The sequence below is a fragment of the Burkholderia anthinoferrum genome (assembly GCF_002925705.1).
Classification (GTDB): Bacteria; Pseudomonadota; Gammaproteobacteria; order Burkholderiales; family Burkholderiaceae; genus Burkholderia; species Burkholderia semiarida.
Map to the genome: position 1 here is coordinate 142911 of NZ_LFZP01000041.1, position 22692 is coordinate 165602.

Genomic DNA, 22692 nt, shown 5'->3' on the forward strand with positions numbered 1-22692 from the left:
GCGCCGCCGTCAGGCGCCGCGCCGCTCGAAGTCCTTCATGTACTCGACGAGCGCCTTCACGCCCTCGAGCGGCACCGCGTTGTAGATCGACGCCCGCATGCCGCCGACGGACTTGTGGCCCTTCAGCTGCAGCAGCCCGCGCGCCTTTGCGCCGGCAAGGAAGTCTTCGTTGCGCGATTCGTCGGCCAGGAAAAACGGCACGTTCATGCGCGAACGTGCTGCCGGCTCGACCTTGTTCAGATAGAAACTGCTCGCGTCGATCGTGTCGTAGAGCAGCTTCGCCTTTTCGGTGTTGCGGGCCTCGATCGCTTCGAGGCCGCCCTGCCGCTTCAGCCACTGGAACACGAGGCCCGCGATGTAGATCGCGTAAGTGGGCGGCGTGTTGTACAGCGAGTTGTTCGCGGCGATGGTCTTCCATTCGAACGCGGACGGACAGATCGACAGCGCGCGATCGAGCAGATCCTCGCGCACGATCACGACCGTCACGCCGGCCATCCCGATGTTCTTCTGCGCGCCGCCGAACAGCACGCCGTATTTCGCGACGTCCATCGGGCGCGACAGGATGTGCGACGAGACATCCGCGACCAGCGGCACGTCGCCGAGATCGGGGATCTCGAACGTCTCGACGCCGTCGATCGTCTCGTTGGTGCACAGATGCACGTAGGCCGGATCGTCCGACAACTGCCATTCGGCGCGCGCGGGCGCACGCGTGAAGCCGTCCTCCGTCTTGCCGGTCGCGGCCAGATGCGGCGTGCAGAACTTCTTCGCCTCGCCGAACGATTTCTGCGACCACGAACCCGTCACGACGAAATCGGCCGTCTTGCGCGAGCCGAGAAGGTTCATCGGCACGATCGCGTTTTCCGCGATGCCGCCGCCCTGCAGGAACAGGATCCGGTGGCTCGCCGGCACGCCGAGCAGGTCGCGCAGATCGGTCAGCGCGGCCTCGTGGATCGACATGAATTCCTTGCCGCGATGGCTCATCTCCATCACGCTCATGCCGCTGCCGTGCCAGTCGAGCATTTCGTCGGCGGCTTGCCGCAGCACTTCCTCGGGCATCGCCGCCGGGCCGGCGGAGAAATTAAAGACGCGCATCGTGAAAACCTCGGGAAGGACGCGACCGGCTTGCCGCCGGCAAAACGCGCCAGAAAAGAAATGGCCGCTTGCGCTCGCGCGCAAACGGCCATTATCGCACTGTCGTCAGGCTCCCGCCAAACCCGGCCGAACGGCCGGGGGCGCGCCCGGACGGCTTACTTGCCCGGCTTGACTGCTGCGACTTCCTTGTCAGCCTGCGTACGCGTTGCCTGGATCGCTTGCGGCATGTACTTCTGCATCAGGCCGTTGACCACGTCGCGACCGACCTGATCCTGAACCTGGATGAACTTGCGGCCCGTCGGGCTCTTGTAGAACGTCGTCAGATCCTTGATCTCCGACGTGCTGTAGTACTTCGCGTACGCGTCGTACTGCGCCGACATCGCATCGCTCTGGAACTGCTGCGTGCCGAACACCTTGCCTGCGCCGTCGACCAGCTTCGGCACCGCGTTCTTCTGCAGCGTCGGAACGGCAGCCTGCTTCTGCTTGTCGTTCAGCGTCTTGTTTTCCGACAGCGCGTCCGACAGGATGGCCGGTACGAGCTGCTTCGCCTGCATTTCGGCGCTGTTGCCGATTGCCGACACGAGCTTCGGCGCGTCGATCGCGTCGAGCAGATCCTTGATCGCAGCCTTCTTGTCGGCGTCGATCGGCGCAGCTGCCGCCGGAGCAGCCGGTGCGGAATTCGACAGCGCCTGCGCCATCGCGAACGTCGGCACCAGTGCAGCCAGCAGAACCAGTTGCTTGAATTGCTTTTGCATCATCACTCCCTTTTGGAAATATGAATGGTTGCTCGCCGGCCGCGGCGCTTTTCGCCCGCGGCGGCCAGAGTCTCATCCGTTCTTCAGGCTTCGCCGTCCGACGCCTCGTCGGCTTCGCCCTCTCCCTCTTCGGCCTCCGCGATCTGCTGCAGGCCAGAGAGCTTGGTACCCTCATCGAGACTGATGAGTGTAACACCTTGCGTGGCGCGCCCCATCTCGCGTATCTCGGAAACACGGGTGCGAATCAACACGCCGGCCGTCGTGATCAGCATGATCTGATCCTCGGCGTCGACGAGCGTCGCGGCCACGACCTTGCCGTTGCGCTCGGACGTCTGGATCGCGATCATACCCTTCGTGCCGCGGCCATGGCGCGTGTACTCGGTGATCGGCGTGCGCTTGCCGTAGCCGTTTTCGGTCGCGGTGAGCACGGTCTGCTCCTCGCTGCCGGCAACCAGCATCGCGATGACCTGCTGCCCGTCCTCGAGCTGCATGCCGCGCACGCCGCGCGCCTCGCGCCCCATCGGACGCACGTCGTTCTCGTCGAAACGCACGGCCTTGCCGGCGTCGGAGAACAGCATCACGTCGTGCGCGCCGTCGGTGATCGACGCACCGATCAGGTAGTCGCCGTCGTCGAGGCCGACCGCGATGATGCCCTTCTTCATCGGGCGGCTGAATGCCTCGAGCGGCGTCTTCTTCACGGTGCCGAGCGACGTCGCCATGAAGATGAACTTGTCGGCCGAGAATTCCTTGACCGGCAGCACGACATTGATCTTCTCGCCTTCCTGCAGCGGGAACATGTTGACGATCGGACGGCCGCGCGAGTTGCGCGAGCCCTGCGGCACTTCATAGACCTTGACCCAGTACACGCGGCCGCGGTTCGAGAAGCACAGGATGTAATCGTGCGTGTTCGCGATGAACAGCGTCTCGATCCAGTCGTCTTCCTTCATCTGCGTCGCCTGCTTGCCGCGACCGCCGCGCTTCTGCGCGCGGTACTCGGACAGCGGCTGCGACTTCACGTAGCCCGCGTGCGACATCGTGACGACCATGTCCTGCGGCGTGATCAGATCCTCGGTGTTCAGCTCGGTCGCGTTCAGCTCGATCCTCGAGCGGCGCGCGTCGCCGAATTCGGCCTTCACCGAGGTCAGCTCGTCGCCGATCATCGTCGTGATCCGCTCGGGGCGCGCGAGGATGTCCAGCAGGTCGGCGATCTGCGCCATCACGTCGCGGTACTCGCCGATGATCTTGTCCTGCTCGAGGCCGGTCAGGCGCTGCAGACGCATCTGCAGGATTTCCTGCGCCTGCGTGTCGGACAGGCGGTACAGCCCGTCGCCCTGCATCCCGAACGCCGGGTTCAGGCCTTCCGGACGGTACGCGGAACGGCCGCCGGCCGCCGCGTTCTCGCTCTCGGCGCGCGTCAGCATCTCGCGCACGAGCGACGAATCCCACGGCTTCGCCATCAGCTCCTGCTTCGCGATCGGCGGCGTCGGCGCGGCCTTGATGATCGCGATGAATTCGTCGATGTTCGCGAGCGCGACCGCGAGACCTTCGAGCACGTGGCCGCGTTCGCGGGCCTTGCGCAGTTCGTAGATCGTGCGGCGCGTCAGCACTTCGCGCCGGTGCGACAGGAAGCACTGCAGGATTTCCTTCAGGTTCAGCAGCTTCGGCTGGCCGTCGACGAGCGCGACCATGTTCATGCCGAACGTGTCCTGCAGCTGCGTCGCCTTGTACAGGTTGTTCAGCACCACTTCGGGCACTTCGCCGCGCTTGAGCTCGATCACGACGCGCATGCCGCTCTTGTCGGACTCGTCGCGGATGTCGGAGATGCCCTCGAGCTTCTTCTCGTTGACGAGCTCGGCGATCCGCTCAAGCAGCGAGCGCTTGTTCACCTGGTACGGCAGCTCGTCGACGATGATCGCCATCCGCTGGCCGCGGTCGATCTCCTCGAAGTGCGTGGCCGCGCGCATCACGACGCGGCCGCGCCCGGTGCGGTAGCCGTCGCGCACGCCGGCGACGCCGTAGATGATGCCGGCCGTCGGGAAGTCCGGCGCCGGGATGATCTCGATCAGCTCGTCGATCGTCGCGTCCGGGTTGCCCAGCAGGTGCTGGCACGCGTCGACGACTTCGTTCAGGTTGTGCGGCGGGATGTTGGTCGCCATGCCGACCGCGATGCCCGACGAGCCGTTGATCAGCAGGTTCGGGATGCGCGACGGCAGGACCGACGGCTGCATTTCGTTGCCGTCGTAGTTCGGCTCGAAATCGACCGTTTCCTTGTCGATGTCGGCGAGCAGCTCGTGACCGATCTTCGCCATGCGAATTTCGGTGTAGCGCATCGCCGCGGCATTGTCGCCGTCGATCGAGCCGAAGTTGCCCTGCCCGTCGATCAGCATGTAGCGCAGCGAGAAATCCTGCGCCATCCGCACGATCGTGTCGTAGACCGCGGTATCGCCGTGAGGGTGGTATTTACCGATCACGTCACCGACGATACGCGCCGACTTCTTGTACGCGCGGTTCCAGTCGTTGTTCAGTTCGTGCATCGCGAACAGCACGCGCCGATGCACGGGCTTCAGGCCATCGCGGACATCCGGGAGGGCACGTCCGACGATCACGCTCATCGCGTAATCGAGATACGAACGGCGCATTTCCTCCTCTAGGGAGGTGGGCAGGGTCTCTTTGGCGAATTGATCCATGTATCCGTATCGTTTCGGAGCGAAGACGGCGAACGCCTTTCGCGTGGGCGCTGCATGCGCAACGCAACGCGAGATTCTAACATGCGCCCATCAGCCGCCAATTCGCCTCCCCCTCTATATATAGATAGCGAAAATCGCGGCGGCGGCAAGCCGGACGCAACCGCGCGCCCGGCTCGGACCCGACATCGCGGACGACTGCGCGGCGCGCGTTTCATGCGCACGCGTAAACAACCGCACGCCGGCGCGCAACCTCACGCGCTCTTGACAATTTCTAAAAGTTGCGGCAGGCCGGTGTTGCGCATGCACCACAAAGTTGAAGCGATCTTGGGGTGGGGAGGATTTTTTTTCGTAGGAAGGGAACGATATGGCAAAATGCCAACGCACTGAAAGTTAGACGCTGCTCGAAGTCTACCTACAAGGAGCGGCGCCGCATTTTTGTGCCGCACCAATGTTATACTTCGAGCAATGTATGACTTGTCACCGTCAACAGGCTCGCAGTAAACCTGCGGTAATCTCAATTTCGAGAGGAGAAATATGAATAAACTTTCAAAGCTCGCGTTCATTGCAGCTACCGCAGTTATGGCTGCATCCGCTTCGGCACAATCGGTGCCGGCGTCGCGTCAGGCCGTCAATGACAACTGGGTGAACGGCACGGGCGAATGGGTGTGGATGAACGGCACGAACGAGCTCTGCTGGCGCGATGCGTTCTGGACGCCGGCCACCGCCAACGCCAAGTGCGATGGCGCACTGGTCGCCCAGGCACCGCAGCCGCCGGTCGCTCCGGTCGCTCCGGTCATCTCGAGCCAGAAGATCACGTATCAAGCCGACGCACTGTTCGACTTCGACAAGGCAACGCTGAAGCCGCTGGGCAAGCAGAAGCTGGACGAACTGGCTTCGAAGATCCAAGGCATGAACACGGAAGTGGTCGTTGCAACGGGCTACACGGACCGCATCGGTTCGGACAAGTACAACGACCGCCTGTCGCTGCGCCGTGCTCAAGCCGTGAAGTCGTACCTGGTCAGCAAGGGTGTGCCGGCCAACAAGATCTACACGGAAGGCAAGGGCAAGCGCAACCCGGTTACGACTGGCTGCAACCAGAAGAACCGCAAGCAACTCATCGCCTGCCTCGCACCGGACCGCCGCGTGGAAGTCGAAGTGGTTGGTACGCAGCAAGTGGAAAAGACGACCGTTCCGGCAAACTAAGCCGCGGCTCTCGACTGCTTCAAAGCCCCGCTCCGGCGGGGCTTTTTCATTGACGCCCGTCCAGGCGCTCGCTGGCCTCGTCGTTCGCCCGCTTATATACTCGGGGCTGACGCACCGAAGCACCGCCCTCCTCTCGTAGCCCGTTTGCCGACATGACCAACGCCGATCCGCACGAACTCCAGAAATTCAGCGACCTCGCCCATCGGTGGTGGGATCCGAATGCCGAATTCAAACCGCTGCACGACCTGAACCCGGTCCGGCTCGGCTGGATCGATGCCCATGCGCATCTGGCCGGCAAGCGCGCGCTCGACATCGGCTGCGGCGGCGGCATCCTGTCCGAATCGATGGCCGGGCTCGGCGCCCAGGTGAAAGGCATCGATCTGTCGACCGAAGCGCTGGGCGTGGCCGACCTGCACAGCCTCGAAAGCGGCATTTCGGTCGAATACGAGGCGATCGCCGCCGAAGCGATCGCCGCGCGCGAACCCGGCACCTACGACGTCGTCACGTGCATGGAGATGCTCGAGCACGTGCCGTCGCCCGGCGACATCGTGGCCGCGTGCGCGACGCTCGTGAAGCCGGGCGGCTGGGTGTTCTTCTCGACGCTCAACCGCAACCTGAAGTCCTACCTGTTCGCCGTGATCGGCGCGGAGTACATCGCGCAAATGCTGCCGAAGGGCACGCACGACTATGCGCGCTTCATCCGCCCGTCGGAACTGGCCGGCTTCGTGCGCGCGACGGATCTGCACATCGTCGAGATCAAGGGCATCACCTATCACCCGATCGGCAAGCGCTTCGCGCTGTCGAACGACACCGACATCAACTACCTCGTCGCGTGCCGCCGCGGCGCGTGACCCTCCGAACGGCATGACGACTCCCCTTTCGACCGCGCGGATCGCAGACGAACCGCGCCTGCTGCACTGCGATGCGGTCCTGTTCGACCTGGACGGCACGCTCGCCGACACGGCGCCCGATCTCGCGGCAGCCGTCAACATGATGCAGCGCGCGCGCGGCCTGCCCGAAACGCCGCTCGACGTGTTGCGGCCGCTGGCGTCCGCCGGCGCGCGGGGCCTGTTGGGCGGCGCGTTCGGCATCGATCCGCACACGCCCGGCTACGAAGCGATGCGCGACGAGTTCCTGATCAATTACGCAACGGATATCTGCGTACATACCACGCTGTTTCCCGGCATCGGCGACGTGCTCGACGAACTCGATGCGCGCGGCGTGCGCTGGGGCATCGTCACGAACAAGGCGATGCGCCTCACGGCGCCGCTCGCCGACCTGCTCGGCCTGTCGTCGCGCGCGGCCTGCATCGTCGGGGGCGACACAACGCCGCACTCGAAGCCGCACCCGGCTCCGCTGCTGCATGCGGCAGCGCAGATGGCGCTCGCGCCCGAGCGCATCGTCTATGTCGGCGACGATCTTCGCGACATTCAGGCCGGAAGCGCCGCCGGCATGGCGACGGTCGCCGCCGCGTACGGCTACTGCGGCGACGGCGCGGCGCCGGCTGACTGGCAAGCGCAGCATCTCGTCGGTTCGACGCAGGAACTGCGGCACCTGCTGCGCGATGTTGGGCTATAATGATCGATCTTATCCGCGGGGGCGACCTGGTTTCGACAGGGGTTGTGAAGCGGCTAGGGCATGTCGAGGACCCGTCACCTCGTTAATCAATGGGAAAATCGTAACTGCAAACGACGATACGTTCGCACTGGCAGCCTAAGGGCCGCCGTCCTCTGCCTAGTTCACTGACGGGCTAGTGTCGCAAGACCGGTAGCAATACCGCCAGAGGTCATTTACGTCAGTTAAGCCCTGTCGGCGTCGCGACGCCAGGGTCGAAAACTTAGCGAATCGCCGTAGTGCAGCGTGTTCGTCCGCGTCGCTGCGGTTAAATCAAAAGACCGAACTAAACATGTAGAACTAGTCGTGGAGCGCTTCTGGACGCGGGTTCGATTCCCGCCGCCTCCACCAAATTCCGCGCTCGTCGCACGAACCCCGCATGACGCCAGTCTGCGGGGTTTTTTGTTGCCGGCGACACGCACGCCGACTCCTTCCGAAAAAGCGCCCAGCCCCGGACGGGCCGCGCGGAATGCCACCGGTGCTCCGGCGGCAGGAGGCGACGGATGTTCTGGCGCGGTCGCCCCATCAGCGATTGCGCCGCGCAGCGGCCGGCCCGCTGGTCAGGGTTTGGGCACGACTCGGGCCCCGACCGTGACCGGCGACGCGGGGCTCAACTGCCGCGATACAGCGACTTCATTTCGTCCGCGCTGGCCGGGCGCACGCCCATTGCGCGCGAACCCGACGCCGATGCGCCCTGTGCCTGCGCACCGTAGCCGCTGGCGTCGGCGCCTTGAGCTTGAGCCAGGGCGCTGCGCTGCTGCTCCGCGACACGCGCGGTTGCGGCCTGGATCGCTTCCGGATAATGCGGATCTTCGCCGCGGGCGGAGTTGTAACCGGCCTGCTGCAGTTGAACCAGTTCGGCACGGACCTGCGCACGGGTGATCGTCGAGCCCGACTGGGCGAACGACGCAACCGGGGCAACGAGAGCGGCAGCAACGACAACGGCTTGAACGAACGACTTCATGATGACCTACCTCCAGATTTGTCTGATTCGGCGGTGAACACCCTTGATCAGCGCCGACAAACCGAAGTTTATGTAGGTGGATGCTTAAGAATAAGGCAGGTTTCAGGAAGACATCCTTCCTGATTTACGGGTTAACCCTAGGCTCCTGTCCGAAAGGTGATGCGGGCAAATCGCCGTTTCGTCTCCCGCGTTGCATGAAGGGCCGCGGAAAAGCACGAGCCCCGAAAAGCGCAGGCTTTGCGGGGCTCGAACAAAGCAAGATTGGGTGGAGCGCGGGTAGCAGGTCTGTCGGTTGATCGATCCGTGACGCAGAAGACAGCACCCCACTTGGGCACAGGCCAACTGCCTGCGCGCTACCGGGCATCCATCGGGCACTTCAGGTTGCAGCCGTTCGGGTCGCCCAGGTCGCCCTTGCGGCGCAACGCCGACTTCTTGCCGGTCTGGTATTTGTCCGACGGCGCAGATGCCGCGAACGGCATCTGCGGATGTTCGTTCAGTCGGAACTGTTCGCTCAGGATGCCGCCGGGCACGCCCGGGGAATTCTGCGCGAACGCAAACGGCGAAGCGACGACCAGCAACCCCGCGGTCAACGCTGCCGCGGCAAGGGGAACGGGAAATTTCATGGCGGGATGACGCCTGAACGGCGTGCTTGTTGGAACGTTGATCAAGCGGCAAGCGTAGCGCAAATCCCCCGCTGCTGCAGCGCGGTTCGATCGCGTCCTCGTTACCGGGAATTGCCGTCCGGCACGCTCGTGCCGTCGCCGCCGGCCAGCCCGGTCGCGATGCGCTCCAGCGCGCCGCACGCAGCCGGATCGTAGCCGTCGAGATGCGCGACGCGTTCGACGAAGCGTGCGTCGCGCAGCAGCGCCAGCACATCGGCGAGCGGCCGCACATCGAGCCGCGCGCGTTCGCATGCGAAGTAATAGTCTTCGTCGACGATCGGGATGAAGTCGAGCCCGAAGTGACGGGCGGCCGGCTCGACGCCGAAGCCGAGATCGGCCATGCCGCTCGCGACGAACGCCGCGATCGCCGAATGCGTGAGTTCGGCCGACGCATAGCCGTCGATGCGCTCCGGATCGATGCCGATCGCGCGCAGCGCGAGATCCAGCAGCATGCGCGTGCCCGACCCCGGCTGGCGGTTGACGAAGCGGATGTCGTCACGCGCGAGATCCACCAGCCCGCGCACCTGCTTCGGGTTGCCGCGCGGCACGAACAGCCCCTGCTGGCGGCGTGTCAGGTGGATCAACACGTGGCGCGTGTCGTCGAGCCACGGCCGGTAGATCTGCGCGCACTGCGCGCGAAACGCGCCGCGCGGCAAATGGAAACCGGCGAGGTCGCATTCGCCGCGGGCGAGCGCCTGCACGGCCTCGACGCTCTCGCGATACTTGATGTCGACGGCCGCCTGCGCATCGACGAGTGCGGAAACGAGCGTCGCGACCGCATAACCGTGCGACGCATGGATGCGCACGGCGCCGTCGCGCTGCGCGAGCCGCCGGTTCAGGTCGCTGGCCACCTCGGCCGCCAGCGTGCGCAGGTTCCCGTCGAGGCGACTATGCGCCAGACGCTGCGCATCGACGACCGCCCGGCCGAGCGCCGACAACGTCGAACCCTTGCCGCGCGCGGTTTCGATCAATTCCCCGCCGATGCACGATTCCAGCGCGCGCAGCATGCCCCACGCGTGCCGGTACGACAGTCCCTTGGCTTGCGCGGCCTGCGCGATGCTGCCCGTATCGGCCACGAGTTCCAGCAGCGGAGCGACGTCCGACAGACTGGCCGACCGGCCTTCCGTGTCGCGTACGGTCAGATACGCGTCGCATTCGACCCGAATCAATTATGCACTCCGATTTCCTATTGCGACCGCGAAATCTTCCGCTTATCGTGGGTGAAAATCAATCAGAACGAAGTCGCGATGCGCACTATATGAATTTCGAGCGCATATGAGGCTTTGGAGGAGCAAAACCGATGTCCCCGAATTCCCCTGCGCCCGACGTGCTCGTCGAGCGCCATGCGCGCGCCGGCCGCTCGCTCGTCGCGATCCTGCATGCGATCCAGGACGACGCGGGCTACGTGCCGGCGGGCTGCGTCGCGCCGCTGGCCAAGGTGCTGAACCTGTCGCGCGCGGAAGTGCATGGCGTCCTGACCTACTACCACCATTTCCGCACCGCGCCGCCCGCCCGCGTGACGATCCAGATGTGCCGCGCCGAAGCGTGCCGCAGCATGGGCTGCGAGGCGCTCGCCGCCCACGCGCAAGCCCGCACGGGCTGCCGGTTCGACGCCAAGCACGGCGATGCCGCCGCGGCCCGTACGCCGGACGACGTCGCGCTCGAGTCGGTCTACTGCCTCGGACTGTGCGCGCAATCGCCGTCGATGACGGTCAACGGGGTGCTCCACGCCAAGGTCACGCCGGAGAAGTTCGACGCGCTGCTGGCCGACGCGGTGGCCCACGCGCAGGAGGCGGCATGACGACCCGCATCTACGTTCCGCGCGATTCGTCCGCGCTGGCGCTCGGCGCCGACGCGCTCGCCGCCGCGATCTCGGCCGAGGCCGAACGGCGCGGGGTCGCCATCGAGGTGGTCCGCAACGGGTCACGCGGGCTGCTGTGGCTCGAACCGCTCGTCGAGGTCGGGACGGCCGCAGGTCGCGTCGGCTATGCCAACCTGTCGGCCGCCGACGTGCCCGCCCTGTTCGACGCCGGCTGGCTCGACGGCGGCGCGCACCCGAGCGGCGTCGGCCTCGTCGACGCGCTGCCCTACCTCGCCCGCCAGCAGCGGCTCACGTTCGCACGGATCGGCCTGACCGATCCGCTGTCGATCGACGACTATCTGCAACACGAGGGGCTTGCCGGCCTGAAGAACGCGCTGGCGCTCGACGGCGACACCGCATGCGAAACGCTGATCGAGTCGGGGCTGCGCGGCCGCGGCGGCGCGGCGTTCCCGGCCGGCATCAAGTGGCGTACCGTGCGGCAGGCGCGCGCCGCGCAGAAATACATCGTCTGCAACGCGGACGAAGGCGATTCGGGCACGTTCTCCGACCGCCTGCTGATGGAATGCGACCCGTACTGCCTGATCGAAGGGATGATCATCGCGGGCGTCGCCACCGGCGCGACGGTCGGCTACATCTACGTGCGCAGCGAATACCCGCACGCGATCGCCACGCTCGAAGCGGCAATCGTCCGCGCGCGTGAAGCCGGCTGGCTCGGCGAGCACGTGCTCGGCTCCGCGCACGCGTTCGAGCTGCACGTCGCGAAAGGCGCGGGCTCGTACGTATGCGGCGAGGAAACGGCGCTGCTCGAATCGCTCGAGGGCAAGCGCGGCGTCGTGCGCGCGAAGCCGCCGCTGCCCGCGCTCGCCGGCCTGTTCGGCCAGCCGACGGTCATCAACAACGTGATCACGCTCGCGACGGCGCCCGTGATCTTCGCGCGCGGCGCCGCGTTCTATCGCGACTACGGGATGGGCCGCTCGCGCGGCACGCTGCCGTTCCAGCTCGCAGGCAACATCCGTCACGGCGGTCTCGTCGAGCTCGCGTTCGGCGTCACGCTGCGCGAACTGCTGTTCGACTTCGGCGGCGGCACGGCCAGCGGCCGGCCGGCACGCGCCGCGCAGGTCGGCGGCCCGCTCGGCACCTACCTGCCCGACCACCAGTGGGACGTGCCGCTCGACTACGAGGCGTACGCGGCGATCGGCGCGGTCGTCGGCCACGGCGGCATCGTGCTGCACGACGACACGTCGAATCTCGCCGAGCTGGCCGAGTATGCGATGAAGTTCTGCGCGATCGAATCGTGCGGCAAGTGCACGCCGTGCCGGATCGGCTCGACGCGCGGTGTCGAGACGATCGCGCGGATCCGCCACGGCGATACGTCGGAGCGGCAGGTCACGCTGTTGCGCGACCTGTGCGACACGATGCTGGCCGGTTCGCTATGCGCGATGGGCGGCATGACGCCGTACCCGGTGCTGTCCGCACTCGACCATTTCCCCGAAGATTTCGGGCTCGCTGCCGGCAAGGATGCCGCGTCGGGCCCGGTCAAGGCCGCGGCCTGACCCAGAAGGAGCCCTGCATGTCACTCGACACGAACAACGTCCGCCAAGGCGGCTGCGGCTCGGGCCAATGCGCGTGCAAGAGCGCGGCACAGGCGCGCGCCCGCGACCCGTTCGACGATACCGATTACGGCACGCCGCAACGGCATGCCGACACCGACGTCACGCTCGAAATCGACGGCCAGCCGGTCACGGTGCCGGCCGGCACGTCGGTGATGCGCGCGGCGATCGAAGCCGGCGTCAACGTCCCGAAGCTCTGCGCGACCGATTCGCTCGAACCGTTCGGCTCGTGCCGGCTGTGCCTCGTCGAGATCGAGGGCCGGCGCGGCTATCCGGCGTCGTGCACGACGCCCGCCGAAGCCGGCATGAAGGTGCGCACGCAGTCGGACCGGCTGCAGTCGCTGCGCCGCAACGTGATGGAGCTGTACATCTCCGACCACCCGCTCGACTGCCTCACGTGCCCGGCCAACGGCGACTGCGAGCTGCAGGACATGGCGGGCGTGGTCGGCCTGCGCGAGGTGCGCTACGGCTTCGACGGCGCGAATCACCTGAAGGACACGAAGGACGAGTCGAATCCGTACTTCACGTACGACCCGTCGAAGTGCATCGTCTGCAACCGCTGCGTGCGCGCGTGCGAGGAAACGCAGGGCACGTTCGCACTGACGATCGCCGCGCGCGGCTTCGAGTCGCGCGTCGCCGCGGGCGAAAGCGAATCGTTCATGGCGTCGGAATGCGTGTCGTGCGGCGCGTGCGTCGCCGCCTGCCCGACGGCCACGCTGCAGGAAAAATCCGTCGTGCAGCTGGGGCAGGCCGAACACTCGGTCGTCACGACCTGTGCGTATTGCGGCGTCGGCTGCTCGTTCAAGGCCGAGATGAAGGGCACGCAGGTCGTGCGCATGACGCCGCACAAGAACGGTCTCGCGAACGAAGGCCACGCGTGCGTGAAGGGACGCTTCGCGTGGGGCTATGCGACGCACAAGGACCGCATCACGAAGCCGATGATCCGCGAGAAGATCACCGACCCGTGGCGCGAAGTGAGTTGGGAAGAGGCGCTCACGTACGCGGCGACGCAATTCCGCAAGCTGCAGCAGAAGTACGGCCGCGATTCGATCGGCGGCATCACGTCGTCGCGCTGCACGAACGAGGAAACCTATCTCGTGCAGAAACTCGTGCGCGCCGCGTTCGGCAACAACAACGTCGATACCTGCGCACGCGTGTGCCACTCGCCGACCGGCTATGGCCTCAAGACGACGCTCGGCGAATCGGCCGGCACGCAGACGTTCGCCTCGGTCGGCCAGGCCGACGTGATCGTCGTGATGGGCGCGAACCCGACCGACGGCCATCCGGTGTTCGGCTCGCGGCTGAAGCGGCGCGTGCGCGAAGGCGCGAAGCTGATCGTGATCGATCCGCGCCGCATCGACGTCGTCGACGGCCCGCACGTGAAGGCCACGCACCACCTGCAGTTGCGCCCCGGCACCAACGTCGCGATCGTCAATGCGCTGGCGCACGTGATCGTCACCGAAGGGCTGGTGGCCGAGGCCTTCGTCGCCGAGCGCTGCGACACGCGCGCGTTCGAGCAATGGCGCGACTTCGTCGCGCAGCCCGACAATTCGCCCGAGGCGACCGCGGACGTGACGGGCGTGCCGGCCGAGCGGGTGCGCGAGGCCGCACGCCTCTACGCGACGGGCGGCAACGCTGCGATCTATTACGGCCTGGGCGTGACCGAACACGCGCAGGGCTCGACGACGGTGATGGGCATCGCGAACCTCGCGATGGCGACCGGCAACGTCGGCCGCGAAGGCGTCGGCGTCAATCCGCTGCGCGGCCAGAACAACGTGCAGGGTTCATGCGACATGGGCTCGTTCCCGCACGAGCTGCCCGGCTACCGGCACATCAGCGACGAGGTCGTGCGCACGCAGTTCGAACAGGCGTGGTCGGCCACGCTGCAGCCGGAGCCTGGGCTGCGCATCCCGAACATGTTCGACGCGGCGCTCGACGGCAGCTTCAAGGGGCTCTACTGCCAGGGCGAGGACATCGTCCAGTCGGATCCGAACACGCAGCACGTGGCGGCCGCGCTGTCGGCGATGGAATGCATCGTCGTGCAGGACATCTTCCTGAACGAAACCGCGAAATACGCGCACGTGCTGCTGCCGGGCTCGACGTTCCTCGAGAAGGACGGCACGTTCACGAACGCGGAGCGCCGGATCTCGCGCGTGCGCAAGGTGATGCCGCCGCTCGCGGGCTACGCGGACTGGGAAGTCACGCTGCTGCTGTCGCAGGCGCTCGGCTACGACATGCACTACGCGCATCCGTCGGAAATCATGGACGAGATCGCGCGGCTCACGCCGACTTTCTCGGGGGTATCGTACGAGAAGCTCGACGCACTCGGCAGCATCCAGTGGCCGTGCAACGAACACGCGCCGGAAGGCACGCCGACGATGCACATCGACACGTTCGTGCGCGGCAAGGGCCGGTTCGTGATCACCAAGTTCATTCCGACGCCGGAGAAGGTCACGCAGCGCTATCCGCTGATCCTGACGACGGGCCGCATCCTGTCGCAATACAACGTGGGCGCGCAGACGCGCCGTACCGAAAACGTCCGGTGGCATGAAGAGGATCGCCTCGAGATCCATCCGCACGATGCGCAGGATCGCGGGATCCGCACCGGCGACTGGGTCGGCATCGAGTCGCGCGCGGGGCAGACGGTGCTGCGCGCGCTCGTGACGGAGCGCATGCAGCCGGGCGTCGTGTACACCACGTTCCACTTCCCCGAATCGGGCGCGAACGTGATCACGACGGACAGCTCCGACTGGGCGACGAACTGCCCCGAATACAAGGTGACGGCCGTGCAGGTGTTGCCGGTTGCGCAACCGTCCGACTGGCAGCGTGCCTATGCGCGCTTCAACTCGGAGCAGCTCGACCTGCTCGAGCGCCGCGCGGCCGCGCCGGCCGCCGTGACGACAGGCAAGTGAGGCAGCAATGGACAACGACCACCTGATCGACATGGCCAACCAGATCGGCGCATTCTTCGAATCGATGCCCGATCGCGACGAAGCGCTGGCCGGCATCGCCGAGCATATCCGGCGCTTCTGGGAGCCGCGCATGCGCCGAGCGCTGCTCGCCGCGCTCGACGATCCGTCGAACGCCGCCGGGCAACGCGCGACGCCGATCGTGCGCGACGCGATCGCCGCGCACCGCGCGTCGCTCGTCCCTGCCGCGGCGCCCGCCTGACCGCGCGGCTACGCGGACACCGACATGCCCGCGAACCAGTTTTCGCAATGGCGCAGCAGCGCATTGGCGTCGGTCGCCGTGCGCCCGCGCGCGGCAACATAGCCGTCCGGCCGCAGCAGATAGAACGACGGCCGCGAGCGGCCGTATTCCTGCGCGAGCCCCGCCGCCCCGTCGCCTTCGGCATCGGCGACACGCCACACGCGCACCGCTTCCGGCATGATGCGCTCGAGCCCCTGCACGAGCCCCCGCGCATCGGCCGGGATCGGCGGCACCTCGCCGGCGTCGGTGTCCACCGGCTCCTCCAGCAGCAACAGCGTGAAGCTCGCCGGATCGTGAAGATCGTATAGCCGCGCCGTGCCGGGCGCACGACCGAGCGGCCCGTCGAGCACGTGCACGAGCGCATCGGGCGCGCGCTCGCCCGCGCGCGGGCCGCCGTCGAGCACGCGCTCGAGCGTGAGCGGACTCTTCCGGTACTGCACGCCGAGCTCGCTCACCGTGCGCCGCAGCGCGTCGCGCATCGGCCCGAACGACGCCAGCAGCGGCACGACGTGATCGCGCAGCAGCTTCATCGCGCCGCGCTCGGCTTCGACGACCTGCGTGACGAAACCGGTCTGCCGCAGCACGTCGCGCTCGATCGGATAGCGCTCCGCGTGATACGTGTCGAGCAACCGCTCGGGTGCGCCTGCGCCAAGGACGCGCGCGAGCTTCCAGCCCAGGTTGAACGCCTCCTGGATGCCGGTGTTCATGCCCTGCGCGCCGGCCGGGCTGTGGACGTGCGCGGCGTCGCCCGCGAAGAACACGCGGCCATGACGCAGCCGGTCGACCATCCGGCTGTGCAGGTGGAAATAGGACGACCACGCGAGATCGCTCGGCGAGATCGAGGCGCCGACGCGCGCGCGGATGATCGCGTCGCATTCCTCGAGCGACGGCGCCGGCGCGCCGGGCGACGCGTCGCTGCCGAGCGGCCGGTCCGCGACGAGCCGGTAACGGCCGCTCCCCATCGGAAACAGGCCCGCAATACCTTCGGGCGTCGTGAACAGGCGGATCTCTTCGTCCGGCCACTCGGGTATCGCCGCGAAATCGGCCAGCAGGAAAGTCTGTTCGAATGCATGCCCGGCAAAGCCCAGGCCGAGCAGATGCCTGACCGTGCTGTGCGCGCCGTCGGCCGCGATCAGGTACGACGGCGCGAACGACTCGTCGCGGCCATCTGCGCGGCGCAGCGTCACGTCGAGCGACGTGCCGCCCGCGTCGCACGCGGTCAGCGCGGTACCGCGTTCGACGGTCACGCCCATCCCGGCCAGATGCTCGGCGAGCAGCCGCTCGGTGATGCTCTGGTCGAGAAACATCAGATACGGATAGCGCGTTTGCAGCGGATCGAAATCGAGCCGCGCGATCAAGCGGCCGTCGGCATGCAGCTCGGCCGCATGCGCGCGATGGCCGAGCGCGAGAAACGGCTCGACCGCGCGATGCTGCTCCAGCAGCTCGAGCGTGCGCGCCTGGATGCCGATCGCGCGCGAAAACGGCGCGGGCGCGGCCAGGCGATCGATGATGCGCACCGGCACGCGGGCCCGCGCCAGGCTCATCGCCGCGGCAAGGCCGGTCGGCCCCGCGCCGACGATCAGCACGGGTGGGATATCGGACAGTGTGTCAGCCATGGAAACCTCGATGACACGCGACTCTGCAAGTCTACGCCGCTCCGCGTGACGGGGCCATATGCCGACCGGCCGATACGCGGCCCTACCCCGCGGTGTGGGAAAATACGCGCTTTCCGCCAGTTTTCGCGTCATGGATTCCGCATTCGACCGGGCGTACGCCGCACACCGCGCGGGCCGCCTCGCCGAGGCCGAGCACGGCTATCGCCACGCGCTCGCCTCCAACCCCGCCGACGCCGACGCGCTGCACCTGTTCGGCGTGCTGCGGCACCAGCAGGGCCAGCACGCCGAGGCCGCCGATCTCGTCGGCCGGGCCGTCGCGCTGCGCCCCAACGATGCCGCACTGCAGCTCAATCTCGGCAACGCGCTGAAAGCGCTCGGCCGGCTCGACGAAGCGATCGACCGCTTTCGCAATGCGCTGACGCTCGCGCCCGAATTTCCGCTCGCACACTACAACCTCGGCAACGCGTATGCGGCGCTGCAGCGTCACGACGATGCGATCGACGCCTTCGGCCGCGCGCTGCGGCTCACGCCGGACGACGCGTCGATCCACAACAATCTCGGCAACGCGCTGAACGCGCTCGGCCGCCACGACGACGCGCTCGCCGCGTTCGGTCGTGCGCTCGAGCTCCGGCCCGGGCATGCGGGCGCGCACAACAATCTCGGGATGGCGCTGAACGCGATGGGGCGCGCCGACGATGCGATCGCGCACTTCCAGGCCGCGATCGCCGTGCAGCCGCGTTTCGTCGCCGCGCATTTCAATCTCGGCAACACGTTCGATGCACTCGGCCGGCATGCCGAGGCGGCGGCCGCGTTCGAAGCCGCGCTCGCACTGCACCCGCCGTTTCCGCTCGCGCTGTTCGGGCTCGCGAACGCGCTCTGCGCGCAGGCGCGCCACCGCGACGCACTGCCCTACTACGAGCGCGCCGTCGGGCTCGATCCGTCGTTCGGGCTCGCGTGGCTGAATCTCGGCAACGCGCATCACGCGCTCGGCGCGCACGAGATGGCGCTGCGCGCATTCGACCAGGCGCTGCGTGTCGCGCCCGATCTCACGCTCGCGCGGCTGCATCGCGCGGTCACGCTGCTGACGCTGCGCGACTTCACGCGCGGCCTGCCCGCCTACGAAGCGCGCCACGAGACGCCCGGCGCGACGCCGCTCGGCGCGCTGCCGCGCTGGCAGGGCGAGCCGATTGCGTCGCGCACGCTGCTGATCCGCGCGGAACAGGGGTTCGGCGACACGCTGCAGTTCGTCCGCTTCGTGCCGCTCGCCCGCGCACGCTGCGCGCGCGTCGTACTCGAAGTCCAGCCGGAACTCGTCGCGCTGCTGACACCGGCCGCGTCGCGCTGGCGCGTGACGCTCGTCGCCCAGGGCGCCGCGAAGCCGCCTGCCGCGGATGTCGCGTGCACGCTGATGAGCCTGCCGTTCGTGCTCGGGCTTCAGCCCGAGGACATCGTCGGCTCGCGCTATCTGCACGCGCCCGACGGCGCCCGCCGGCGCTTTCGCGGCTCGCTCGGCGGGCAGTCGAAGCGCAAGTTCGGGCTGGCATGGTCGGGGCGCCGACAGGCACAGGAAAACCGCTCGATGCCGTTCGACGCGCTCGCGCCGCTGCTCGCACTGCCGGACATCGACTGGATCGTGCTGCAGCCCGCGCTCGACGACGACGAGCGGACGCGCATCGACGCGCATCCGCGCATGCATCGTCTCGACGGCCGGCTGAACGACTTCGGCGATACGGCCGCGCTGATCGAGCGCCTCGACGGCGTCGTCACGATCGACACGGCGGTCGCGCACCTCGCGGGCGCGCTCGGCAAGCCGCTCTGGATCATGCTGCCGTTCGCGGCCGACTGGCGCTGGTTCACCGGCGACGATTGCCCGTGGTATCCGCAGGCCCGGATCGCCCGCCAGCCTGCGCCGGGCGCATGGCTCGACGTGGCGGCCACGGTGGCCGACATGCTGCGCGAGGCATGATCGCAAACGAAACAGGGAGCGCATCGCGCTCCCTGTTTCGATGAGATGCGCGGCCCGACGCCGCGCGACATGCGGGTGGCCGTCAGGCCGACTTGTACTGATCGCGCGCGTCGGGTGTGCGGTACAGCACGAGCGTCGCGATCAAGCCGCAGATCGCGGCCACGCTCAACCACAGCCCCGGCGCCGCCTTGTTGCCCGTCTCGTGGATCAGCAGCGTCGAGATCGCCGGCGTGAAGCCGCCGATCGTCGTGGCGAGGCTGTACGCGAGCGAGAAGCCGGCCGTGCGCACGTCGGCCGGCATCACTTCGGTCAACGCGACAACCATCGCCCCGTTGTACGACGCATACAGGAACGACAGCCACAGCTCGACCGCGAGCAGCCGCAGGAACGACGGATCGCCGACGAGCCACAGCACCGCCGGATAAGCCGTCAGCAGCGTCAGCACGGTGAACGCGATCAATACCGGACGGCGGCCGACGCGGTCGGACAGCGCGCCGGACAATGGCAGCCACACGAGGTTCGAGATACCGATGCAGACTGTCACGACGAGCGCATCGAGCGACGACAGGTGCAGCACTTCCTTGCCGAAGGTCGGCGTGTAGGCGGTGATCATGTAGAACGACACCGTCGTCATGATCACCATCCCCATGCCGGCTACCACGATACCCCAGTTGTCGAGCATCGAGCGCATGATCTCGCCCATCGTCGGGCGGTGACGCTTCGCCAGGAATTCGTCGGTTTCCTTCAGCGAGCGGCGGATCAGGAACAGGAACGGCACGATCAGGCAGCCGATCAGGAACGGAATGCGCCAGCCCCACGCGGTCATTTCCTCGACCGGCAGCGCGCGGTTCAGCACGACGCCGACGAACGCGGCGAACACGACGGCCACCTGCTGGCTACCCGACTGCCACGACGTATAGAACCCCTTGTGGCCCTTCGTCGCGATCTCCGACAGATACACCGACACGCCGCCCAGCTCGACGCCCGCCGAGAAGCCCTGCAACAGCCGGCCGAGCAGCACGAGCACCGGCGCGAGCACGCCGATCGTCGCATAGCCGGGTATCGCGGCCACCGTGAGCGTGCCGATCGCCATCAGCCCGAGCGTCAGGATCAACCCCTTGCGGCGGCCGTGATGGTCGATGTATGCGCCGAGCACGATCGCGCCGACCGGCCGCATCAGGAAGCCAGCGCCGAATACCGACAGCGACAGCATCAGCGACGCGAACGCGTTGCCGCTCGGAAAGTACGTTTTCGCGATGGCCGACGCGTAATACCCGTAGACCATGAAGTCGTACATTTCGAGGAAGTTGCCGCTGACGACGCGGAAGACGGTGCGGACTTTCGATTCCTGCGCAATGGCAGGCGATGCTGTGGACATGTTTTCTCGCTAAGCTCGGATGGCGCGAATTCCGCGCCGCATGAAACCGACGATGCGCGGCGCGTAGCGTTGGCACGCGCACACGGGCATCGCTGCCCGCCGGCGGCGCGGCGCGTAACGGCGCGCCGCCAGCAAGATTCGCGCATCATGCCACGTCAAGCCGACATTTGCCTTGTGGTGCCCCATCACGGCCGTCACGGCGTCCGCCTCGTACAAGTCGCCCCGAAACGGGCACAAGAATCAGATCGATCTGATCGACCGACCCGCGCCGGCTGACCACAATGGCAAGATTTGCGACGACGTTTCCGCGCCGCGTCGGCACGGGCCTGTGTCGCACGGCGTACCGCTCTCATGACCCCATCGCCCCTCGTCCCGGTCGAAGGCGCGCTCGCCCGCCCTCGCGCCACTCCGCTCGATCACGTCCCGCCGTTCGGCCGCGAATGGCGGTTCCTCGGTGCGTCCGGCGCACGGCCCGGCAGCCACTGCCTCGCGACACTGACGACATCCTGCATCGATATCGACCGGCCGCACAGCGCGTGCCGATGGCAGCCGCTGCCGGTGGCGGCGGCACTGCCCGCTTCGGCCGGATTGCCCGTCACGCCGGCGGCTGGCGCCGGTCGGTACTTGCGCCGTTCCGTGCGCCCGCCTCGCGATCGGCGCGCGCGATACGCCGTCTGCTGGAGCATCGGCGCGCTCGGCATCATCGCCTGGCTGATCGGCGCGCACGAGCCACCTGCGGATTCCGTTCCCGCATACGCGATTCAAGCCGCCGGCGGCGCACCCGCTCACATCGCGACATCGACCGACACCACACATGTCGCCGCGGCTGCACCGGTCACGTCGACGAACGCCATGCCTCAACCCAAGGTAGCGACGGCTGGCGCGCATACGATGGTCTCGCCGCCAGCCACGCACCGCGTCGCGCGCGGCCCCGCATCGCTTCACCCGCAAGCAACGCCCGACGTGCGGCATGCCGCTCCTGCCTCGCCACGTCCGGCAGCCGGCCAGCGCACGACGGAAGCGCCGCCCCGCACACCGGCCGTGCCACGGCTGGCTGCGCATCGGCCGATTCAGCACGACGCCACCAACACCGGCACGCGCGTTCGGCGCGCCCCACCGCCGCACGAGGCAGACACGCGTGTCACGCGCGACGCGCTCGACGATCCTGCCACGTTGATCGCCATGGCGAACGCGCTGCGCGCCACGCAGCCGGCCGGCCCCACGCACCCGCGCGCGGCCGGTTTCGACTGGACGTCGCAACTGTCGCACCGCCGCGTGACCGACGTGCCGGACGCGTTCGCGCATTGATGCCCGCGCAATAAAAAACCCGGCGAAGATCGCTTCGCCGGGTTTTCGCTCGTCTCGCTCCGTCCGCTCGACGGATCGTTATTTGTGCACGGGCAACCCCATCTCGGTCTGCTTCTCGAGTTGCCGCACCTGCTCCTGCAGATCGCGCAACTGCAACTGCGCCGCCCGCTTCTCGACCTGCAGCGCCTGCGCCTGCTCCTGCGCCGACTTCTGCCGTTGCGCGACTTCGGCCTGCTGGCTGCGCGCGACGCTCAGGTCGGCCTGCAGTTGCTGCGCACGATTCGCCTGCAGCGCAATCACGCGTTCAAGAAATGCCTTCTGCGCCTGCAGCTCGGTCCGGCGGATCTCGATATCGGCGAGTTGCGCCGTCTGCTGGACGAAGTTCGCATACACCATCTCCGCGCGATTCTTGTCCTGCGAACGGATCACGCGCCACAGATTCTTGTCCTGGAACAGCGCGACGTAATACGTCATCTCGCGCGGATCGAACATCAGGCTCGCGCCGTAGCTGCCGTTGTACGTCGTACGCATCTCGACGATCCGGCCGTCGTGCAGCATCTGCGTCAGCTCGGCAACGTTGCCTTGCGCGGCGACGTCCGTCGCGGCCGCGGGCGACGCGCCGCCGCTCAGGCTCGTGACCGCCGGACGCGTACCGGCAGCGGGGGCGGTCGCGTCGGCGGACCAGGCCGCGCCCGCTTGCGCGCAGGCAGCCAGTGCAACGATCCACGTTGCGCATCGTGCAGGGGAAAAGTTTCGGAAAGCCAACGTCAGACTCCGGCGAACGAATCGGAACTCGCGATTATCG

At 67.2% G+C, this 22692-nt stretch carries 18 protein-coding genes and 1 other RNA gene; 10 read left to right on the plus strand and 9 right to left on the minus strand.

The genetic code is table 11. From position 1 onward, the window contains the following. Positions 1 to 9: 9 nt before the first annotated feature. From serC to gyrA, 3 genes are all read right to left on the minus strand, one after another. Positions 10 to 1092, minus strand: a complete 1083-nt coding sequence (gene serC, locus C5F75_RS13930; protein ID WP_059574068.1) for a 3-phosphoserine/phosphohydroxythreonine transaminase — start codon at positions 1090 to 1092, stop codon at positions 10 to 12. Between the two features lie 155 nt (positions 1093 to 1247). Beyond that, positions 1248 to 1847, minus strand: coding sequence for a DUF2059 domain-containing protein (locus C5F75_RS13935; RefSeq protein ID WP_006486966.1), 600 nt, complete (start codon positions 1845 to 1847; stop codon positions 1248 to 1250). Positions 1848 to 1930: 83 nt separating this feature from the next. Beyond that, a complete protein-coding gene (gyrA, locus tag C5F75_RS13940) occupies positions 1931 to 4534 on the minus strand; it encodes a DNA gyrase subunit A (protein ID WP_059574069.1) in 2604 nt (867 codons plus the stop codon). 534 nt (positions 4535 to 5068) lie between these two features. On the opposite strand from gyrA, the gene ompA reads away from it, so the two are divergent. From ompA to ssrA, 4 genes are all read left to right on the plus strand, one after another. Continuing rightward, the gene (ompA, locus tag C5F75_RS13945; protein ID WP_059574070.1) at positions 5069 to 5737 is read left to right on the plus strand and encodes an outer membrane protein OmpA; all 669 of its coding nucleotides are present in this window, start codon (positions 5069 to 5071) and stop codon (positions 5735 to 5737) included. 152 nt (positions 5738 to 5889) lie between these two features. Continuing rightward, entirely contained in the window at positions 5890 to 6588 is a 699-nt protein-coding gene (ubiG, locus tag C5F75_RS13950; protein ID WP_023475819.1) for a bifunctional 2-polyprenyl-6-hydroxyphenol methylase/3-demethylubiquinol 3-O-methyltransferase UbiG, read from the plus strand. Between the two features lie 13 nt (positions 6589 to 6601). Then, on the plus strand, positions 6602 to 7315 hold the full coding sequence (gph, locus tag C5F75_RS13955) for a phosphoglycolate phosphatase (protein WP_059574071.1): 714 nt from the start codon (positions 6602 to 6604) through the stop codon (positions 7313 to 7315). Between the two features lie 17 nt (positions 7316 to 7332). Further along, positions 7333 to 7702: a transfer-messenger RNA gene (ssrA, locus tag C5F75_RS13960) on the plus strand. A 259-nt stretch (positions 7703 to 7961) separates the two neighbouring features. On the opposite strand, the gene C5F75_RS13965 is transcribed toward ssrA, so the two are convergent. The 3 genes from C5F75_RS13965 to C5F75_RS13975 form a co-directional block, all read right to left on the minus strand. Continuing rightward, positions 7962 to 8315, minus strand: coding sequence for a DUF4148 domain-containing protein (locus tag C5F75_RS13965; RefSeq protein WP_059574072.1), 354 nt, complete (start codon positions 8313 to 8315; stop codon positions 7962 to 7964). 353 nt (positions 8316 to 8668) lie between these two features. Next, the gene (locus tag C5F75_RS13970; protein ID WP_059574073.1) at positions 8669 to 8938 is read right to left on the minus strand and encodes a hypothetical protein; all 270 of its coding nucleotides are present in this window, start codon (positions 8936 to 8938) and stop codon (positions 8669 to 8671) included. A gap of 101 nt (positions 8939 to 9039) precedes the next feature. Then, the gene (locus C5F75_RS13975) at positions 9040 to 10146 is read right to left on the minus strand and encodes a substrate-binding domain-containing protein (protein WP_059574074.1); all 1107 of its coding nucleotides are present in this window, start codon (positions 10144 to 10146) and stop codon (positions 9040 to 9042) included. Positions 10147 to 10277: 131 nt separating this feature from the next. On the opposite strand from C5F75_RS13975, the gene C5F75_RS13980 reads away from it, so the two are divergent. From C5F75_RS13980 to C5F75_RS13995, 4 genes are read left to right on the plus strand one after another with little or no spacing between them, the layout of a single operon-like run. After that, complete coding sequence (locus tag C5F75_RS13980) at positions 10278 to 10778, plus strand: NAD(P)H-dependent oxidoreductase subunit E (protein WP_059574075.1); 501 nt, start codon at positions 10278 to 10280, stop codon at positions 10776 to 10778. Then, positions 10775 to 12352: a formate dehydrogenase beta subunit gene (locus C5F75_RS13985; RefSeq protein ID WP_059574076.1), complete on the plus strand. Its 1578-nt coding sequence runs from the start codon at positions 10775 to 10777 to the stop codon at positions 12350 to 12352. Before C5F75_RS13980 ends, C5F75_RS13985 begins: the two co-directional genes overlap by 4 nt. A gap of 17 nt (positions 12353 to 12369) precedes the next feature. Then, a complete protein-coding gene (gene fdhF / locus C5F75_RS13990; RefSeq protein WP_059574077.1) occupies positions 12370 to 15321 on the plus strand; it encodes a formate dehydrogenase subunit alpha in 2952 nt (983 codons plus the stop codon). A gap of 7 nt (positions 15322 to 15328) precedes the next feature. Beyond that, positions 15329 to 15580 carry a formate dehydrogenase subunit delta gene (locus C5F75_RS13995; protein ID WP_059574078.1) on the plus strand — a complete coding sequence of 84 codons (252 nt, stop codon included), beginning with the start codon at positions 15329 to 15331 and terminating at the stop codon, positions 15578 to 15580. 8 nt (positions 15581 to 15588) lie between these two features. Here C5F75_RS13995 and C5F75_RS14000 read toward each other — a convergent pair whose 3' ends face one another. Further along, on the minus strand, positions 15589 to 17235 hold the full coding sequence (locus C5F75_RS14000) for an FAD-dependent monooxygenase (protein ID WP_059574079.1): 1647 nt from the start codon (positions 17233 to 17235) through the stop codon (positions 15589 to 15591). A gap of 130 nt (positions 17236 to 17365) precedes the next feature. On the opposite strand from C5F75_RS14000, the gene C5F75_RS14005 reads away from it, so the two are divergent. Further along, complete coding sequence (locus C5F75_RS14005) at positions 17366 to 19201, plus strand: tetratricopeptide repeat protein (protein WP_407641349.1); 1836 nt, start codon at positions 17366 to 17368, stop codon at positions 19199 to 19201. A gap of 82 nt (positions 19202 to 19283) precedes the next feature. On the opposite strand, the gene tcuC is transcribed toward C5F75_RS14005, so the two are convergent. Next, the gene (gene tcuC / locus C5F75_RS14010; protein ID WP_059574081.1) at positions 19284 to 20579 is read right to left on the minus strand and encodes an MFS transporter; all 1296 of its coding nucleotides are present in this window, start codon (positions 20577 to 20579) and stop codon (positions 19284 to 19286) included. Positions 20580 to 20870: 291 nt separating this feature from the next. Between tcuC and C5F75_RS14020 the strand changes: the two genes are divergently transcribed. Then, a complete protein-coding gene (locus C5F75_RS14020; RefSeq protein ID WP_316252115.1) occupies positions 20871 to 21887 on the plus strand; it encodes a hypothetical protein in 1017 nt (338 codons plus the stop codon). A 78-nt stretch (positions 21888 to 21965) separates the two neighbouring features. Here C5F75_RS14020 and C5F75_RS14025 read toward each other — a convergent pair whose 3' ends face one another. Next, positions 21966 to 22652 carry a DUF2968 domain-containing protein gene (locus C5F75_RS14025; protein ID WP_059574084.1) on the minus strand — a complete coding sequence of 229 codons (687 nt, stop codon included), beginning with the start codon at positions 22650 to 22652 and terminating at the stop codon, positions 21966 to 21968. Positions 22653 to 22692: the final 40 nt, after the last annotated feature.

Bases quoted from the DNA above. Each gene is read 5' to 3' on its own strand.
- C5F75_RS14000 (WP_059574079.1), bottom strand. From the start codon at position 17,235: ATGGCTGACACACTGTCCGATATCCCACCCGTGCTGATCGTCGGCGCG.
- C5F75_RS13995 (WP_059574078.1), top strand. From the start codon at position 15,329: ATGGACAACGACCACCTGATCGACATGGCCAACCAGATCGGCGCATTC.
- fdhF (WP_059574077.1), top strand. From the start codon at position 12,370: ATGTCACTCGACACGAACAACGTCCGCCAAGGCGGCTGCGGCTCGGGC.
- gph (WP_059574071.1), top strand. From the start codon at position 6,602: ATGACGACTCCCCTTTCGACCGCGCGGATCGCAGACGAACCGCGCCTG.
- C5F75_RS13935 (WP_006486966.1), bottom strand. From the start codon at position 1,847: ATGCAAAAGCAATTCAAGCAACTGGTTCTGCTGGCTGCACTGGTGCCG.
- C5F75_RS14005 (WP_407641349.1), top strand. From the start codon at position 17,366: ATGGATTCCGCATTCGACCGGGCGTACGCCGCACACCGCGCGGGCCGC.
- serC (WP_059574068.1), bottom strand. From the start codon at position 1,092: ATGCGCGTCTTTAATTTCTCCGCCGGCCCGGCGGCGATGCCCGAGGAA.
- C5F75_RS13985 (WP_059574076.1), top strand. From the start codon at position 10,775: ATGACGACCCGCATCTACGTTCCGCGCGATTCGTCCGCGCTGGCGCTC.
- tcuC (WP_059574081.1), bottom strand. From the start codon at position 20,579: ATGTCCACAGCATCGCCTGCCATTGCGCAGGAATCGAAAGTCCGCACC.
- ubiG (WP_023475819.1), top strand. From the start codon at position 5,890: ATGACCAACGCCGATCCGCACGAACTCCAGAAATTCAGCGACCTCGCC.
- ompA (WP_059574070.1), top strand. From the start codon at position 5,069: ATGAATAAACTTTCAAAGCTCGCGTTCATTGCAGCTACCGCAGTTATG.
- C5F75_RS13965 (WP_059574072.1), bottom strand. From the start codon at position 8,315: ATGAAGTCGTTCGTTCAAGCCGTTGTCGTTGCTGCCGCTCTCGTTGCC.
- C5F75_RS13980 (WP_059574075.1), top strand. From the start codon at position 10,278: ATGTCCCCGAATTCCCCTGCGCCCGACGTGCTCGTCGAGCGCCATGCG.
- gyrA (WP_059574069.1), bottom strand. From the start codon at position 4,534: ATGGATCAATTCGCCAAAGAGACCCTGCCCACCTCCCTAGAGGAGGAA.
- C5F75_RS13970 (WP_059574073.1), bottom strand. From the start codon at position 8,938: ATGAAATTTCCCGTTCCCCTTGCCGCGGCAGCGTTGACCGCGGGGTTG.